At 46.5% G+C, this 18,626-nt stretch carries 12 protein-coding genes; 4 read left to right on the top strand and 8 right to left on the bottom strand.

Annotated features, from left to right (window positions below; genetic code table 11):
• Positions 1–197 precede the first annotated feature (197 nt).
• Entirely contained in the window at positions 198–968 is a 771-nt protein-coding gene (locus tag OM416_RS26550) for a class I SAM-dependent methyltransferase (RefSeq protein WP_264934471.1), read from the top strand.
• A 98-nt stretch (positions 969–1,066) separates the two neighbouring features.
• Here OM416_RS26550 and OM416_RS26545 read toward each other — a convergent pair whose 3' ends face one another.
• Positions 1,067–3,154 (bottom strand): penicillin-binding transpeptidase domain-containing protein, encoded by a 2,088-nt coding sequence (locus OM416_RS26545; protein ID WP_264934469.1) that lies wholly within the window; start codon positions 3,152–3,154, stop codon positions 1,067–1,069.
• A gap of 177 nt (positions 3,155–3,331) precedes the next feature.
• Here OM416_RS26545 and OM416_RS26540 point away from each other — a divergent pair, with 177 nt between their 5' ends.
• Positions 3,332–3,736, top strand: coding sequence for a CBS domain-containing protein (locus tag OM416_RS26540; protein WP_062836321.1), 405 nt, complete (start codon positions 3,332–3,334; stop codon positions 3,734–3,736).
• A 115-nt stretch (positions 3,737–3,851) separates the two neighbouring features.
• On the opposite strand, the gene OM416_RS26535 is transcribed toward OM416_RS26540, so the two are convergent.
• The 3 genes from OM416_RS26535 to OM416_RS26525 are packed head-to-tail and all read right to left on the bottom strand — an operon-like array spanning position 3,852 to position 5,225.
• Positions 3,852–4,292 (bottom strand): hypothetical protein, encoded by a 441-nt coding sequence (locus OM416_RS26535; protein ID WP_264934467.1) that lies wholly within the window; start codon positions 4,290–4,292, stop codon positions 3,852–3,854.
• A complete protein-coding gene (locus OM416_RS26530) occupies positions 4,289–4,738 on the bottom strand; it encodes a hypothetical protein (protein WP_264934465.1) in 450 nt (149 codons plus the stop codon). The genes OM416_RS26535 and OM416_RS26530 overlap by 4 nt, the downstream gene beginning before the upstream one ends.
• Before the next feature lie 10 nt (positions 4,739–4,748).
• Positions 4,749–5,225: a GyrI-like domain-containing protein gene (locus OM416_RS26525; RefSeq protein WP_264934463.1), complete on the bottom strand. Its 477-nt coding sequence runs from the start codon at positions 5,223–5,225 to the stop codon at positions 4,749–4,751.
• Between the two features lie 240 nt (positions 5,226–5,465).
• On the opposite strand from OM416_RS26525, the gene OM416_RS26520 reads away from it, so the two are divergent.
• Positions 5,466–6,068 carry a hypothetical protein gene (locus OM416_RS26520; protein WP_264934461.1) on the top strand — a complete coding sequence of 201 codons (603 nt, stop codon included), beginning with the start codon at positions 5,466–5,468 and terminating at the stop codon, positions 6,066–6,068.
• A 239-nt stretch (positions 6,069–6,307) separates the two neighbouring features.
• Entirely contained in the window at positions 6,308–8,548 is a 2,241-nt protein-coding gene (locus OM416_RS26515; RefSeq protein ID WP_264934459.1) for an S-layer homology domain-containing protein, read from the top strand.
• A gap of 198 nt (positions 8,549–8,746) precedes the next feature.
• Here OM416_RS26515 and OM416_RS26510 read toward each other — a convergent pair whose 3' ends face one another.
• The 4 genes from OM416_RS26510 to OM416_RS26495 all read right to left on the bottom strand — a co-directional run bounded on the left by OM416_RS26510 (position 8,747) and on the right by OM416_RS26495 (position 18,605).
• Complete coding sequence (locus OM416_RS26510; protein WP_264934457.1) at positions 8,747–10,090, bottom strand: MFS transporter; 1,344 nt, start codon at positions 10,088–10,090, stop codon at positions 8,747–8,749.
• Between the two features lie 125 nt (positions 10,091–10,215).
• A complete protein-coding gene (gene ectB, locus OM416_RS26505; protein ID WP_413775831.1) occupies positions 10,216–11,496 on the bottom strand; it encodes a diaminobutyrate--2-oxoglutarate transaminase in 1,281 nt (426 codons plus the stop codon).
• Complete coding sequence (locus OM416_RS26500) at positions 11,484–15,509, bottom strand: non-ribosomal peptide synthetase (RefSeq protein ID WP_264934453.1); 4,026 nt, start codon at positions 15,507–15,509, stop codon at positions 11,484–11,486. Before OM416_RS26500 ends, ectB begins: the two co-directional genes overlap by 13 nt.
• Entirely contained in the window at positions 15,510–18,605 is a 3,096-nt protein-coding gene (locus OM416_RS26495; RefSeq protein ID WP_264934451.1) for a non-ribosomal peptide synthetase, read from the bottom strand.
• Positions 18,606–18,626: the final 21 nt, after the last annotated feature.

The raw sequence follows: 18,626 nt of genomic DNA, 5'->3' as shown, positions 1-18,626 counted from the left end.
AATATTCCAACTTGTGAGGTGACACGGATGTTGCTCCGAATGATTCGAAGTAAATAGTCGTCGGGCTGGGTCAAAACGCGTACCAGCTATCAAGGGACACGTCTGTCCATTTGATCACATTCGACATCTTACACTAGAACGATTTCGCACAACTCTCTTGTCCTGTTCAAACAAACTCACATTGGAGGAAAATAAAAATGAAAAACAAAATAGATTACGCTGACTTTTATGAACGCGCAGGCCGGACGAATGGCTGGAACTTCAGCTCCCTGAATGTTGTCTCGGAGAACATCGGATGGAACTTCTATGAGGAAGTTGTTCGCCATACGTGCTCGTCCGACCTGTTGTTGGATATTGGGACGGGTGGTGGAGAAGCCATTCTGTCCATTGCGGAAGAAGCCTTGTTACTGGTGGGAATTGATCTCGCTCAAGGAATGATTGAAACCGCACAGCATAATCTTCAGGTTGCGGGCACTCATCCCAATGTACGCTTTCTGCATATGGATGCAAACAAACTCGTATTTCCAGATTCCTTCTTTAATATAGTATCCTCCAGACACTCCGGTTTCTCTGCTTCAGAAGTATTCAGGGTTCTTGCTGAAGATGGGATATTTCTAACCCAGCAGGTCAGTGAACATGATAAATCCAACATTTCAGAAGCTTTTGGCCGTGGACAAAGTCTTGGCATTCAACCTGGCACATTGATGGAACGATACAAGCATGAACTTCAAAAGGCAGGTTTCCAGGACATTCAGGCCCGTGAATATAATGTAGTGGAGCATTACGTTACACCCGAAGATTTGATGTTTCTCCTAACCCATGCACCCATCATTCCTGATTTTGGAAAGGTAGACACTGACTTTGAGCGATTCCAGCAGTTTGTGAAAGAAAATCACGACGAGAAGGGCATTCGTACGAACTCGGCACGCTTCATGGTTACTGCTCGGAAATATATGATTCCATATTGAATAAAATGAAACAAAAAAAGGCCCGGTCACATGTGAGAACCATAACATGGAGACCGGGTCTTTTTATTATGCTTGCGAGGCTATATATTAAATCAGAGTTACTGCGCAATCTCCAACTTTCCCAAAAAAGGTTTTAATTTATCCACGACATAATGGCTTCCGCCCCGGCCGTTCACCTCTTCAATTACAGCTGATAACAGGAAGGTCGGAGAGTCGGTATCAAACACCACGAAAAACCCGTTCTCTTGCCCCTTCTCTCCCTTTTTCGCTTTCAACTCCGCTGTTCCCGTCTTACCCGCGAGTCCTCCAGGTATTGAATTCAAGGTATGAGCAGTGCCTCCCTGACGGGAAACAACTTCTCCCAATGCATCCTTAACCGTATTTGCAGCTTCTGGAGTAATAATCACCTCAGGGTCAATGCTTTCTTTTCCCTCGATCAGAACAGGTTTCACCAGTTTTCCTTCATTAATAAAAGGTGTAAATGACGACGCCAGATGAATCGGGGACATCAACATTTCCCCTTGCCCGTAGGATGTATCAGCAAGTAACACCTCGGACGACAGATCCAGATTCGCTTCGTTGGCATATTGGCTCGGCTTCAAATACAATTCATCCAGTCCAAAGTTATCGCCAAAACCAAACTTCTGGATTCCATCAATAAACTTGGCGCTGCCCATCTCGATCGCTTCCATGGCAAAGTAAATATTGTCCGAGTACACCAGTGCATCGACCATATTCACCGGAGATAAACTCTTCACACGCTTGACATAATAACCGCCCCAACTATCGTCTTTGCGCCATTGCAAGCCAGAAATATCATGTGTTTTCTCCGCTGTGGTCACCTTCTCCATTAGTCCCGCTGCGGCTGTGATCGCTTTGAAGGTTGATCCCGGTGCATATCGGGTAGTAACTCTGTTGATAAAAGGAAGCTTCTCATTTGCCGAGTACGCATCCCACTCTGCCTGCGAAAGTCCTGTAACCATCTTGTTCGGGTTATAGGAAGGCGCACTGACCAACGCCAGCAGGTTGCCGTCCGTCGGATTCATCAGAACCATCGCACCGGCGTCTCCTCCGCTGGATAATGTCTGATACAATTGCTTTTGTTGCTTGGAGCTAATCGTCAGTTGCACATCCTGTCCGTCTACAGCGTCCTTACGAATAAGCTCGGAGCGGGAGTTGCCGGCTTCATCGGTGATTTCAATCAGACCGCCACGTTCACCGCGCAGCTGTTTCTCCATGGACTGCTCCAAGCCTGATTTGCCGATCCAATCCTCTGCGCGATAATACCCTTCCGTATCCTTATCCAGATCTTCTTTGGTGGCTTTCCGCACATAACCAATCAGATGAGCAGCTGCCTCACCGAGTGGATAATAACGGATTTCCTTGCTTTGAAGCGTAACCCCGCTTAAAGACGCTGGTACGTCAAACTCCTCCGTGGAAGCAATCGGGACAAAATATTCCGGCTTCACCCATGTCTGCGCAAGTGCCTTGTGAATGGCATCTTCCGAAACCTGATAATGGCTCGCGATTCGAGCAATCATCTGATCGGGGTTATCACCAAGTTTCTCAGGCACAATGCCCCATTCATTCATCGTGCCCCTGGTAGCCAGCGGCAAGCCATCGCGATCCACAATGTTTCCACGATCCGGGAACAGTGTTCTAACTCGTACCTTGTTGCCCTTAATCATGTCAGTCAGGATCAACGAAGGCTGCCAGTTAATTTGCCAGTTTTTGCTCCCATCCTCAAGCTCCTGCCGGACCAGTTTCAGTGTATGTGTCTCACTAACTTCTCCCAAAAAGGTTGTCAGTTGCAGGTCATAGTCCACTTCATACGTATCCGCGTCTTTATTCTCTGCAGCTGTCTTACCGTCATCAGACGCCGTTTCAGCAACATCCACAGGCTTAACCTCCGCCTTGACGGTGAATACTTCCATACCCGAATAGATCACATTGTATTTTTCGACAAATTGTTCCTTGTTCATGCCCGAGTCTTGCAGCGAAGCAGGCGTCATCAAGGTATACAGCTGGTCAAACTCTTTTTTCTGCAGATGCTCTATGTACTGATTCACGGTGGTCTGGGGTTTGGCCTCTGCTTCTTTGTTATTCTGCATGTATAGATACATTCCGATTCCACCTGCAAATAAGATGGGCAGCAGTCCGTACATTAATTTACGTTTGGATTTCATGGTTACATCACCTCTAATATACACTATAGATTTCCAGAGCCATTTAAACAATGAAACAAATCTGACGAATTTATCATTAAAAATAGCCGAAAGCTCACATAATATGTTTAAATAAGAAGAGTGAGATTACATACTAAAGCTTTTTTGCTATGCAAAAGGCTGAAAAGGAGCCCGATGATGGAAATCAGCTATTTTTTACTCCCCAAAGCCGAAGTGGCCTATATCAAGTCTACCGCTTCCATGAAAGATGCTATTGAGCAACTGGAATCGCAGCACTACACCGCCATTCCCGTGATTGACCAGGATGGAAAATATGTTGCTACCCTGTCCGAAGGCGATTTGTTATGGAAAATGCGAAATACACCCGGATTGACTTTTGATACGATGGATCAGGTTCAAGTCCATGAAATTAACAATCGGGTATATAATGAATGTGTATACATTGAGGCTGAAATGGAGGATATGCTGACACTTGCAGCAGACCAAAATTTTGTGCCCGTGGTAGATGTCGATCGTGTCTTCCTCGGTATTATCCGTCGTAAGGATATTATTGAATATTATACGCGTAACATTTCGGATTAGATTTAAGCAGAACATCCCGGTAATAAACGAATATTCAACTCGAAAGGGTACACCTATGGTCAATGATTGGCCAACGGGGGTACCCTTTTCGTTTCATGGTATGGTCTGAATCACTCTAATTTCGCTTAGCCCGCTCTTCCTTGTAATAACTCAACACGTCCCTTGGGCTTCCCTGAAATGCACGCTCTTTGCCGAATTCATACGCCTGATGCAGATACGAATATGCCTCGTCGTGCTGTTCAAGCCTCATGCACACCATGCCCAAATCGATTAACGGACTGGTACTTCTATCCGAACTCCGCGTTTGCAATGATATCTCAGCCCACGGCTTCGCCAGTTCATATTGCTTTAGATCGATATGTGCATTCGCGTGGCAGGATGCGATCCAGCTTGCAATCTCCCAATCCATCTTCGGCTCGGGCAACATGCCCCATGCCTGATCATAATAGATAAGTGCTTGTTCATGTTGCTGCGTCTCATCCAGCACATTACCGGCTTCTACCGTTTCAATAATTTGTCGCTCCAGTTCGGCATGTTCCGGTGTCAGATCTTTCATTGCACCGTCTCCTCCTCCAGGACGAAATACCACTCCAGAAAAGCACTGAAATTGAGCCACTGCGGCTTACTCTCGCCATTGAGAAACCGTTCGATGGACTCGCCCAGTTCTACCAACACCACTTCTCCCGTCTGCCGGTTGTAGAAAAATCCACCTTCACCTTCAAAACTGTCCAGTGGAATGTACGCCTCGGGGAGTCCCAATGTGAGCTGTGCCACATTCATGTCTTCCAGATATACGGTGTTCTCCATAAACCAGCAGATCTGATACAATTCCTGATGTCTACTGTAAAAAGTCGGTCCATCCTCTGCATGTAAATAAAATTGTGCAAAATCTGACTGAAGATCGATCTCTAGCTTCCGTAATGCTTCTTCGTATCCTGCTGGAACATCTTCATGCCACCAGCCTTGCTCCTGGCAATGATCAATGACTTTATTCGATAACATCGTAGCCCTCCTAATTCAATTTGACGGGTATCCAGACTTGGGGAGGTGTGCCGTGACCTCTGTACACTTCAAGTTCCGGAATCCCTGCATGCTGATATGAAGTGGAAGGAAACCACTCTGTCATAATATGGTGCCACAACCGTTGTATCGCTCCCGGCTCTAGTTCATCTGCTTCAAATACAACCCAATGGGACGCGGGAAGTTCTATTGACAACAAACCTTCAGGCACTTCACCTGAGTGGGAGGTTGCAATCCAGTACTCCATTTGATTGTCATGCAACTCTCGCTGATCTACACAGATGCCTACCAAACCGGGAATCGCTCCGTTATTGAACCCGTTTAAACGTTCCTCAATCCCGTCCGCCAAAGCATCTTGCCACATCTTTGGAATTTCTCTTAAATTCTCGCCATCCACACAAGAGAACGTTCGTTTAATGCCCACAAAGGTAAGGGACTGCTGTTCGATCACATGTTCATTCACATTCATTAGATGGACTCCTCTCCGAGAGTGATATGGCGCATGGTTCTCCATTACCCATTCATGAAAACATTGTCTCATAAATTGATATGCTCTCCGTTATGTTCTACAGATACTGTATCAAAAGAGCAAGACGATTGGAAATAGCGCCAGTATGCAGGTTCTTTCCCATCCTCCATTTCCTTATTATGGTGCAACTTTCTTCCTAGTCGTTCGTCTAACTACTGACCAACAACTAAGGAGATGACTATGCGAATAACTTGCAGCCCCGGTTTCCCAGGAAGCATGATTGGATCGATTGATCTTCAGCCATCGAAGTATTACACCCCACCTTCCAGTAAGAGCCAGATTACAGATCATGTTGATCCTGAACTCGTTACCATTCCCTACGTGGAAGATCCGGAATTCGGATCACACTTTGACGCTATGAAGGTCATGAAGGGAACTTATAAAGATGAAATGCATGTGAGCTATGATGTCGAGTTTACGATTGATGTGGATAAAAAAGGCTACATTACGCAATTTGAGCATACGTTCCAGCTGGAACGTTATCTGGATCTGGTTCGCACACAGTCCTATAAAGTGATCAAGACGAACTGGCGTGGACAAGCATTTCACGTGATGACATACAGTTACCTGGAAGAAGTCATCAATCCCAAGAATGTTCTTTTCAAATGCAATCGCGCGGAAGATGTGTTTGTAGTAGCTGAACTTATGCCTCATCGTGTTGGTGGCATTGTGGTACAGCCCAATAATCTTTATCTTCATTTCCGTGCATTAATCTCAGCCCGCGATGATCTGTACCCTTTAGATTATATGTGTGAGCCTGATTTTAACCTGAGTCTCGACTAACAGAGTAGATACATATGTATGAGGAGTACAAGCTGTCCCGAATCGGCGGGGGCAGCCTGTGCTCTTTTTTCACTAATAAACTACCAATTCTTACTCATTTCCCTCCCACTCCTTCACACGCTCGGCCTTTTGCTCCCATGCCCACCTCTAAGCAAAATCAACTGTAATGTCGATGAATATACCATGATGTTGTACATGCATATGTTCTTCGACGTTCAGAATTGAGAGGGGTTGGAAACATGGTTTACCGGAAAAATAAAATGCATTCGCTGTTCACACTGCCCTTGGCAGGCCTGCTGTTTCTGTTATGGGGTGCTCAAGCGGCACATGCAGAACAGATCGACAGTTTGCTGCCAGAGCGAAGTCAGCAGGAGATTGTTCAGAAGTGGAATCAGTGGATGAATGGTGATGATGCATCTCCCCTGTATACAGAGACACCTTCGACAAGTGCTCCCTACTCTGCTGGTGTTGTAAGTGATGCCTATCTGGAACAAGGGCTGAATGCAGCCAACTTTTATCGTTTTATCACGGGTCTTCAGGGAGATCTTGTCCTTGATCCAACATTGAATCGTCAAGCCCAACATGGAGCTGTTGTGGTCTCCACGGGTGGATACCTGTCCCATTATCCAGAGCAGCCGGGAGATATGCCAAAGAATTTCTTTGACACAGGTTCAAAGTCTGCCAGCAGCTCCAATCTGTACCTTACCAGCAGTGCCAAGGATAACGTCCTGACAAAAAGCATTCAGGCCTATATGAATGATTCGGATGCCTCCAATATTGATCGACTGGGTCACCGGCGCTGGATTTTGAATCCACAAATGCAACGAATCGGATTTGGACTCGCCACTCGTAGTGAAGCAGGTAAGACCTATGATCAGTACTATAGTGCCATGCAGGTATTCGACAAGAGCAGAACTGGGGCAGCTCCTTTTAACTACAGTCTGTTTCCAAATCAAGGCGCATTTCCAATCGAAGCCTTTGGCAGTACACAGGCCTGGTCCGTTCAACTGAATACAGATGTATTCGCGAAACCATCACTGTCTGAGGTACAGGTCGAGATGACTCGAACTTCCGATCAACGTACGTGGACCTTTAATGCCAACAATCAGAACAGTGGCTTTCCAACAGGTTATTACAACGTGGACCCTGCGGATAAACAATGGTTTAATCAAGCCTATTTCAATGTAGAGACAGGTGGATATGGATATGGCTACGCCATTATCTTCCGTCCCGATGATGTGCAAATGTTAAAGAACGGCGATACGTTCAACATTCGAATTACAGGTCTGCAAAAGAAGAACGGTACAGCAGCGGAAATCACATACTCCACGCGTTTCTTCCATGTTGACGGTGTTCAGGATGCCACTCTTACCCGTATAACGCCAGGACAACAAAACCTGAACGTTCGAACAGGAGAACAGATTGATCTGCCTTCGATCACTGCCGTGAATGATAACGGAACATCCTATGTTCCACAGTCTAATGTTTCCTTCACGACGACGTCGGATCGCATTGCCATCAAGGATGGAAAAATACTCGGTCTTCAGGCTGGTAAAGCCGAAATCCGGATTCGTTTTGAAGGGAAAGAAGCGGTTGTCTCTGTTACGGTAACGGGAATCCCCCAATTAAGTGATATCCGCACGCATTGGGCGAAAGATGCCATTCAATGGGCCGTTCAACAGGAGATGGTCAGTGGATACGAGGATGGAACGTTCAAGCCCAACAATCAGGTAAGTGAAGCCGAATTTCTCTCCATGTTGTTCAAGCTGTATGCGAATTCCCATGTCATTCAGAGCATCGATGCTGTGGAGGGGCAAGCCGTCAAAGGAAACATCTGGAGTGATCGTTACTATACCTATGCATCCGCGTTGAATCTGAATCTGGAAGCCAGCAAACAGAATCCGAAGCTGCGTAATCATGCCTTGAATCGAACAGAAGTAGCTGTAATTGTAGCTGGTCTTGGCGGTAAAAATTATACCCAAGATGAAGATGCCATCCGGTATCTGCTGAACATGGGATACTCTTCCGGCAAAACGGCAGCTACGGTGCAAGGTTATGCGGGACAAGAATCCTTGACCCGGGCAGAGGCCGTTGTTTTTCTCCAGAACCTGAAGGAAAAAGGCTTCGAACTATGGGGCAGACCGAAGAATGCCACTGAAGCTACCGAGAATGAAAAGAACGGCGGACTACCGGATCAGACCATGAAAGCAGTATTTTCTGCCGATCACACGCTAGTCCTTCAAGGTACATTCTCGGCGTATGCCAACCAGACGATGCCGATTAAAATCCATGGTCCTTCGCCTGCTGTAGAGCACATCCAGACGCAACAGGTTACAGCAGATGCCTATGGCAATTTTAAACTGACGGTAAGTAACCTTGACGCGAAGGAACTTAACCTCTATGTGGACGTACGCGAAGATTATTCCTACTGGATCAGTGTGGAGGCGGGGCGAACTTCGATAAGTGATTACACGGAGTAACAACAATTCACCTGCAATGCGCCAATGCTCAGGTAACGTTTAACATGGTTTAACATGAATAAACCTGAATAGGACACCTCACGGAAAAGACACGGGATAACCAATTGTTATCCTCATGCCCTTTCTGGAGGTGCCTTTTTTAATTTTTTACCCATGAAATTTAGAGATAAACAACAGGCACATTACGCTATGTCAGCGTTAAACCCCCACTTCGGTATTCGAGCGAGCCTTGCCGCCACGTGGTGTGAAATTGAAATATCCTTCATCCAGTTGCTCCGTCTTGGGCAGGTTGCGGGATACGCGATCGAACATCCAGTATACACCTACCAAAACGACGGTAATTCCACATAAGGTAATGACTGTAGAACTCTGTAGCCAGACTCCCAACGTACCACCGATCAGACTGCCGATTGGCATGGCTATACCACTTAACGCCATCGTTGCAGAGAATACCAAACCCAAATATTGCTGTGGTACTCCCTTCTGCACAACGGTATTGATGATAACGTTAACGGCTCCGCCGGGAACCCAGGCCAGTCCATATACCAGAATGCTCAGCCAGCTCCATGGGGTAAATATACACCCGATCCAAGCGATACCGGAGATGATGTATGCCACAGAATACAACCGACCCAAACGTACATTTTCCAGTCTGAGATACGGTGCACATGTTGCGCCAATGACGCTACCCAGCGCCTGTGCCATCAGCATCAACCCGTAGATACCAGCTCCACCGATCTCATCACTGTATATGGGTAGCACACTGAATGTCGCTCCTCCCGCAGCATTAATAACCATAATGCCAAAGAGCAATTTGGCCAAAGCCGACCGTGTAAGCAGCATGATTCCGCTCACTAAATCATCCGTGTAATTTCTAAAAAACAAACGCATGCCTGACGGTGTACTCTTGTTCACCCGTTCAATGATCTCATCGTATGTATCCTGTTCCTTCTTCATTTTCGATTCCATGATATAAGGAGCAATCCGCAATTGGGAGAATAACAGCGCACCTATGAAGAAACCGATGGCATTCCAAAAATACAAAGACACCGCGCCCAGCGCAACAATGAGGATCCCGGAGATGGCATTACAAGCCACATCAATACCCTGATAAGCGATGGAGAACAGAGAGTTGCCCTGCGTGAGTTGGTGTTTCTCCAATACTCTTGGCAGAGCTGACATCTGAACCGGATACACCCAGGTATTACAGATGTTCAGAATAGGGGTGATCACCAATACCAAGCCTACGCTCAGAAAATCATAGTACGCTGCAATCGGCACAATTAATAACAATAAGGCCTGAATTAACTGACTGTATACCAGAATCCCCCGAATCGGAAGCCGATCTATCATCGGTCCAGATAACAGTTGAATAATTTTCGGCAAAATGGATAAAAAACCCGCGAGTCCTGTATAAAATGAGGAGCCTCCCAGATTGTAGACCAGCCACATGGCGGATACCGCGTATAAACTATCTCCAATATTGGTCAAGATTCTGCCAAAAAACATCAAACTGAAGTTCTTGTTTTTGAAAATCTCCATGGCTCACCTCCGCCTACGTCGAACCTGTATCTCATTCATCCATCTCTTCCATCCGGCTATAAAGAATGAAGACAAGCGAAGTCATTCCTGCTCCGCTTGTTTCAATCGAATGATTGATTAGAAAGTTAAATCTTTTGTACAACCTTCTCCTCTTGCAACACCGAAGCAATGCTTTCCTTCAGGATGTCGATTCCTTTTCGCAGATTGTGATTGGAGATGTTCAATGGAGGCATGACCTTAACCACGCTATCATGCCTGCCTACTCGCTCTACAATAAGTCCACGATCGTAGCAAGCCTTCTGCACCTTTGCTGCAATATCCGGTTCGAATTTGGAGAAATCCAGCCCCCAGATCAGACCAATCCCCCGAATATCAATGTTAGGGTATTGCTTCAATATCTCCTCATTCCATACCTGCTTCAACATGGTCTCTTTCGCATACACCTGCTCTTCCAGAGATACCTGTTCCCTGTATTCCAGTGCTGCTTTGGCTGCGATAAAGGCCAGCTGGTTTCCGCGAAAGGTTCCATTATGTTCGCCCGGATTCCAGATATCGAGGTGCGGCTTCATCAACAACAAGGACATCGGCAATCCATACCCGCTAATGGATTTGGAGAGAACGACCAGATCAGGAAGTATCTCGGCTCGCTCGTAGGAGAAGAACGGCCCCGTTCTACCGCATCCCACCTGCACATCGTCGCATATGAACAAAATATCGTAGCGATCACAGATGGCCCTGATTTTCTTCAACCACGAAGTCTCCGCAACATAGATACCACCCTCTGCCTGTACCGTCTCCAATATGATGGCAGCCGGCTTCTCAATACCGGAGTGGGTATCTTCCAATATATATTCGATGTAGGCAGCACTATCAAAATAATGATTATGCTCATTCGGATATGGAATAAAGGTTACACCGTCTAATACTCTGCCCGCACCCTGCCGGCTGTCCCGATTACTGGTAACGGCCAGACTCCCCAAGGACATACCATGATAACCGCCCATGAAAGAAAATACACCGGTCCGCCCTGTATATTTACGCGCCAGCTTCAACGCTGCTTCTACCGCATTGGTTCCGGTAGGGCCACAGAATTGAAGCTTGTATTCCATTCCTTTTTTCTTCAGTACAGATTCAGAGAAATATTCAATAAAATCAAGCTTCGCTTGCGTGTACATATCGAGCCCATGCATAATTCGATCCGATTCAATGTAGGCCATGATTTCGTTTTTGATATATTCATTGTTATGTCCATAGTTAAGTGCACCAGCACCTGCGAAAAAATCGATATACGGACGACCATCCACGGTATAGAGTTGATCATCTTTGGCTTTATCAAATACGGCCGGGAAATGTCTGCAATAACTTCTCACATTGGATTCCATCGTTTCAAAAGTCATCTGATCCATCCCTTCACCATTTGATTCACATATTGGGCCACATTCACTGCATGATTGTAGTCGATCAGATTCTCATGATGACCTGGAATAGGCGTTGAAGTGCATGTACCTGTCGTCTTGGCGTGCCAAACCTGTGCATCCGTTAACGGAACTGGAGTTCGTTCATCCTGAGCGGTTGCGTATAACAGATGGATGTCAGACTGAATCGGCTCTGTTGAATGGTAGTTATCAAAAGCCACTTCATTGGCCAGGCGCACTTTCAAATGTCTAAGCGTGTTTTCACCAGGAAAATGATTCATGGCTTCTTGTAACTGAGCTTCATAGTCTGCACTGTGCTTGAACTCATACCTATTGTTGTGTGCTAATTCGGCAAGAACCTCCATCTTGTTTATTGGACGAACATCCCGTTCATGGCTTCGGGCAGGTGCATCCAGAATGATCAGCCACTCCAGCTGCTGTCCTGCATCTTCGATGATCCGCGCCATCTCAAAGGCCACATTGCCACCAAAGGACCAACCCAGCAATCGGTACGGGCCTATCGGATTCAATTGCGTAAGAACACCATAATAATACTGAGCCAGTTCCTGAACGGTATAGAGCGGTTCTTCGTCGTTCTCATATCCTTTTGGCACAAATCCGTATATATTCAAGCCTTTCAGTTGGCTAACCAACTCATAATAATTGATCAGGTTGCCGCCACCCGTCGGAATAAGAAACAGTGGAGTTGCATCCGCAAGACCGTCTTCTTTCAACACAACAACCGATTGATCTTGGGGCAAATTCCCCTCCCGAATGATATGTGCAATCTCGGTCACGGTGGAGTAATCAAACAAGGTGATCACGGATAGCTCGGTCTGGAATGTTCTGTTCAGAACATCCATTAAACGGACGGCTTTGATGGAATGTCCACCCTGATCGAAAAAGCTTTCATGCAGATGGATGGTGTCCACGCCAAGGATATCCATGAAAACCTGCATGACCTTTTCTTCCAACTCATCCTGTGGAGCAGCGATATAATCGTTCAATGTACCACGGTCCAGATGCTTCAGCGCTGCCTTGTCCAACTTGCCATTACTGTTGAGAGGAATACGTTCAATCGTAATGAAACGTGAGGGAATCATGTGACTCGGCAGCAGGGTTCGGCAGAAGTTGCGAAGATCCGTACTGAGAATCTCAGAGGATGGAACCAGCTGAATGTAAGCACTCAGTGACAGTTCTTCATCATCTCCCCATCTCTCAGCCAGCATCGCACACTCCTGAATATCAGCGTGTCTGGAGATTACATCGGTGATTTCTCCCAATTCTACACGCATGCCTCTGATCTTCAATTGGTTGTCTATTCGTCCGACAATGTATAACTTGCCAGTAGCATCGTAATAAGCAATGTCGCCCGTTCTGTACATCCGTCCATCCGTAAACGGGTTCGCAAAGAAAGCCTGCTCGGTCTTTACGGGATCTCCATAGTAGCCTCTCGCCAGACCAACACCACCAATATACAAATGACCATGAACCCCAATGGGCACTGGTTTCTGCATTTCGTCCAGAACGTAGATGAAATTGTTCCCGATTGGACGACCAATGGATATATTTCTTCGAGCGCGCTGACCTTCCGGCTGCACATTCATATGAATGGTCGAATCAATGGAAACCTCAGTCACCCCGTAACTGTTATGCAGATTACGCTCGGGAAGAAGGTTGTGGAACGCCGCAACCATCTCGGGTTTCAATGCCTCTCCACTGGAGAATACATCCCGTAATGATGCTAATTGCTCCAGATCCGCCATATCAATTCGCTCCAAAATCATCTTCAGCATGCTCGGAACAAAAAAGACGATGGCCACTTCATATTGCTTCAAAGCTTGAATGATCGCATACGGATCACGATGAAATCCTGGTTCCAACAGTGCAACCCTGGCACCTGCCATCCATGTCCAGAAATATTCAAGACCGACATCATCAAAGGTCAGGGTTGTTTTCTGAAGTACCGTTTCATGGGATTCCAGCTTGAATTGGTGCTGCATCCAGCAGATACGGTTCACCCACCCCTGGTGCCGCACAGATACCCCTTTGGGTTTCCCTGTAGTGCCTGACGTATAATAAATAGCTACCAGATGATCAGGCCCCACTGGTGTCGAAGGAACTGTTATCGGCTTGTCCATATACATTTCAGGTTGAGATACGTCGATCAGAACGGCAACATCATCCGGGATCGGCAACGTATTCGTATTGATGAGACAGATGCACGCTCCCGAATCTGTTAACATGTGACGATTTCGCTCCACAGGTGCATCCAGATCCAGAGGCACGATAGCTCCTCCCGCTTTTAACACAGCAAGAAGGGCAATGGGTAAATGCAGCGAACGTTCTATGCCAATGGCTACCGCCTTGTCAGGTCCAATTCCCTTTTCGATCAGAAGATGAGCCAATTGATTCGCTTGGCGGTCTAGATCGCGATAAGATAATTGGTCTCCCCCATACACCACAGCCACCTGATCCGGGGCTCGGGTTACAGATGCTTCAAACAGATGTTGTACACAGATATGATCAGGGTAATCCATTACGGTATCGTTCCATTCATATAGAACCTTCTGTCGTTCTTCAACACTAACGGCTCCAACCCCTGCGATTGGCTTCCCTGGATGATCCACAATATGTTCAAGCAGCGCTATAAAATTACTGGCCCAGCGTTCAATCGTACTCACGTGGAACAGATCCCGACTACATTCAAACGTACCCTTAATCACATCCAGATCTTCCGTTAAGTCCAGAGACATATCGAATTTGGATGTGTTGTTCTGCTTCAGCTTGATTTCCCTGAACACGGCCTGTTGATCATTCTGTTCGATCTGATTCGCCTTCGCCAGACTGAACATAACCTGAAACAATGGCGAATATCCCGTTGTTCTGGATTGTGTTAGATCATCGAACAATAGATCAATCGGTACATCCTGATGATCGAACGCATCAAGGATCGTATTTTTGGAAGCGTCAAGGTGTTCCAAAAATGATTGCTGATCATCAATACGGCTACGCAGTACGAGTGTATTGACAAAGAAACCAACAATCTTCTCCAAATCGGACTGGGGCCGATTGGAGACAGGCGTCCCGATCATCAGATCCGTTTCACCCGAATACTTACGTAACAAAATCGCAAAACAGGTATACATCACCATAAATAGCGTGGAATGATGCTTCTCCGAAATCTCTCTTAATCTGCTGGTAAGGGGTGCCGGAATCGTGAAGTATATTGATATCCCCTCTTCACTCCGTTTCTGTGGACGCTCATGGTCATATGGCAAATTGAGCGTATAGGAGTGTTCCTTCAGTTGATCGAGCCAGTACTTCTTCTGATTAGCAAACTCGTTACTTTCCAGTAATTGATTCTGCCATACCGAGTAATCTATATATTGGGTCGCGGAAGAACTATATGCTGGCAATAAGCCCGCTCCGCGGAAATGTTCATAATAAGATAACAGGTCTCTTCGTATGATCTCGATCGACTGACCATCCGAGATGATATGATGCATCAACAGAACAAAAATATGGCGTTGATCGTTCAGCTTAAACACTTTGAATCTGCACAGTCTGTCCCGGGTAAAATCAAAAGGGCCATCGGCCCTTTCGACTTGATCAACAATCTGCCTTTCGGCCTGATCGCCCGGATACTTCGATATATCAACCCATTCATAATCCGGTTCGTCTTCCTGAATATATTGATACGGTATGCCTTCTGCAGCATCAATCCGAACTTGTAGTGCCTCTTGCCTCTCCACCAGCAGTCCGATGGCTTGTTCAAATGCAGACTTATCGAACTCTCCCACAATCTCATTAGCGAATACCATGTTATATGCCGTACTTGCCGGCTCAATCTGCTGCTGAAGCCACAACCTCTTCTGAGCAAAAGATAGCGGGAAGTGATTGATGTCGCGAGAAGTGCGCTCTACTGTGTTGGTCACATTCATCTGACTTAATATTCGATCAATCAGTTCGCTTTTGTTCATTACTGCACCAGATTTTTTCACTTAATTACCCTCCGCAGAATATCCATTCGCTTCCAATAACAGATTTTCAATTACTTCGGACAATTCACGAATGGTAGGCGCATCAAATATTTTACGCAGCGGCAGATTGACACCTACCTGTTGTCTGATTCCAGAGATAACCTGCGTTGCGATAAGGGAATGCCCTCCGAGCGCAAAGAAATTCTCATCAACACTAATCTGCTCCCGCTTCAATACCGTTCTCCAGATCTGGGCAACAATCTGCTCGACAGTTGTCGTTGGTGCGGCATATTCTGCCCCGGAACTTACATCTACGTCCGGTAGAGCGTGATAATCCATTTTTCCATTACTCAGCAACGGTAAATGGTCTAGCACTTGGATGACGTTCGGAATCATATATTCGGGAAGCGCGGACGAAATCCACTGTTTGACATCCTTAATCTCTCCAGCTCTATCCAGTTCTACATAGGCAACCAGCAACGATTCTGTCTTCTCTAGCAGCTTCGCTGCTGCAAGTCGAACATGAGGGTGTTCGTTCAGAACCTTCTCGATCTCGCCGAGTTCGATCCGGTAACCTCTTAACTTCACCTGCCGGTCAACCCTGCCAATGTATTCGATATGACCATCCGGGAAATAACGGACCCTGTCTCCGGTTTTGTACATCACGTTGTCCGGCGCATAAGAATGTGTCAGGAAAGCCTGGTCATTTAAATGTTCATCCACATATCCATCTGCCAGACCCTTTCCGCTGATATATAACTCTCCGGCAACACCTGGCGGAACAAAATTCAGGTTCGAGTCCAGTACGAGCAGATTGGTATTATGAATGGGTCTGCCGATCGTTTCCTGAACGTTATCTTGGTCGCAGATATGATACGTCGTATCAATACTCGCCTCGGTTGGGCCGTACAAATTAATCAACTGAGCATTGGATCCGGCAAAGAAAGCTTTCTGGAGCGGAATTCCCAGCCTTTCTCCACCGCTGAACACCCTTTTTAACGGTGCTGAAGAGAGGGTTTCTTTTTCCACCAAAGCCTGAAGCATGGTAGGTACAACCTGTAACGTCGTAATCCGTTCCTTATGAATAATGTCGAGCAGATAGTCGGGATCAGCATGCTTGTCCGGTTCAGCAAGAACCAGCCTTGCGCCTGTAGTGAGCGGTGCATAGAATTCCCATACGGATGCATCGAAATTAATCGATGTTTTCTGCAATACAGCGTCTTCTCCGGTCAATGGAAATTCATTGTTCATCCAATGCATATGGTTGCTGATGGCCTGATGTGACACTTTGACCCCTTTGGGTCTGCCTGTGGAACCGGAAGTATAGAGGATATAAGCGATATCTCTGGCATCTACTCCGATTGTCGGTGCATCCGTGGGCTCATTCGCAATGGCCTCACCTTCTTCTTCAAGGAATACAGGATTGGCAAAAAGGGAGTTGAGCCGTTCATTGTTTTGATTCAACAACAGCACCGTCTCAATGCGGGCATTCTCACGGATATAGGACAATCGCTCATTCGGATAATCCGGATCAAGCGGTACATAAGCAGCACCTGCTCGAAGTACCGACAGAAGAGCTATGACCAGCTCAGGAGATCTCTCCACGCTGACGCCGACTACATCTCCATGTCCGACGCTTCTTGTCCGCTGCAGATAGTGGGCAAGTTGTCTGGACTTCTCATGGATTTCCCGGAACGTAAGCAAAGTGTTACCAGACACAACCGCAATCTGATCTGGCGTCTTCAACGCTTGTTCGTCCAGCATCTCCACCAATGTCGAGGTGGCATATTCCCGAACCTCTCCTTGAAGAATCGATTGCAATGTAACTGTCAGATGATCAGGGATGATATTGGTCGATACGGGTTCAGCCAGATTCACATAGGCATTGTTGCAAATATGTGTGAAAATATCCGCCACGTAGCCAATCTCTGTCGGAGTGTACACTTCCTCGTTATAACGAAGAACGATATCTCTACGTTCAGGATATTGCTGGATGTTGAGTCCAAGGTGAACCGGTTCAATCTGTTCCGACTGATACACGACCCGGAACGTGTGATCACTTGATTCCACCACGGATGATGCATCCCGACTCTCGAATCCATAGGAGAACACAGACTGGCTTGAATCCGATCTGCCAAACATTTTGAAGTCAAAATAATCTGCATATTCCGCACTATCTTTTGCTTCACTCGTCGTTCTGTGTAAAAACTGAGCCAGCGTGTCGTCCTCTTTCAAGCCCGAGTACAGAGGTACGTATCGATTCAATGCACCGACAACCTTCTCCAAATCCTCATCTTGTCGGCCACGCGTATGTACGCCAACCGTTAGTTCCTTATCCTCGCCCAGCAGATGCAAAGTCAGATTCCAGCAGGCGAGCGCAACATTATCTATGGTACTTCCAGCCTTCTCCGCTACCTTCTCAAGTTCAGCCCATAATTCTGGTGACCCTTCCACAGGGAAGCGTGCCAGCGTAATACTTGGGGATTCGCTACCGGATGCCATGGACAATTGTTTGTCCACATGATCGAACCGTTTATTGTTCCAAAAACTTCTTTCCTCCGCGTGCTCATCATTGGTCAGCAGGTCATTCAACCACTCGGATACAGCATAATACGGGACCTCTTCTTCCAGAAGTTCCGGGTCCACCTCGGCCGTCATTAATTGTGACAAGTCCTCAAGAATAACGGCAGGTTCAATATCCGAGAACTGTGGATCAAAGGCGAGAATCAGTACTTTGGAACGTTCGGACAGATCCACGTTAATGGCTTCCAGCGAATAATCACCTGTCCATGTGCCCAACTCTTTTCGGATCAACCCTTGAATATCCTGTTCCTGAATGGATTCATCGGAATATGCAGTACGGAATCGGCTTCTGGTCTCCGAATCTACCTTCTGAAGATGCACCCCATAATTAGGATCAGCTTCTATGGAAGTGCGGAGTGTGCTGTATTTCTCGGCTATTCTCTTCACGGCTAATTCAATCTGACCATTCGAGCATTCACCTTCGATGTTAACAGCAATTACATTGGGGACCAGTGATGTTAATCCATTATTATTCAGTTCATGCAGTCGTTTCTGTTGTGGTGAAAGGGGATAACCCAGCATTACATTTTCCATGTTCAATCCTCCTGCATTTCT

The organism is Paenibacillus sp. LS1 (genome assembly GCF_026013365.1).
Taxonomy (GTDB): Bacteria; Bacillota; Bacilli; order Paenibacillales; family Paenibacillaceae; genus Paenibacillus.
This window is presented reverse-complemented; position numbering and strand designations above follow the sequence as displayed.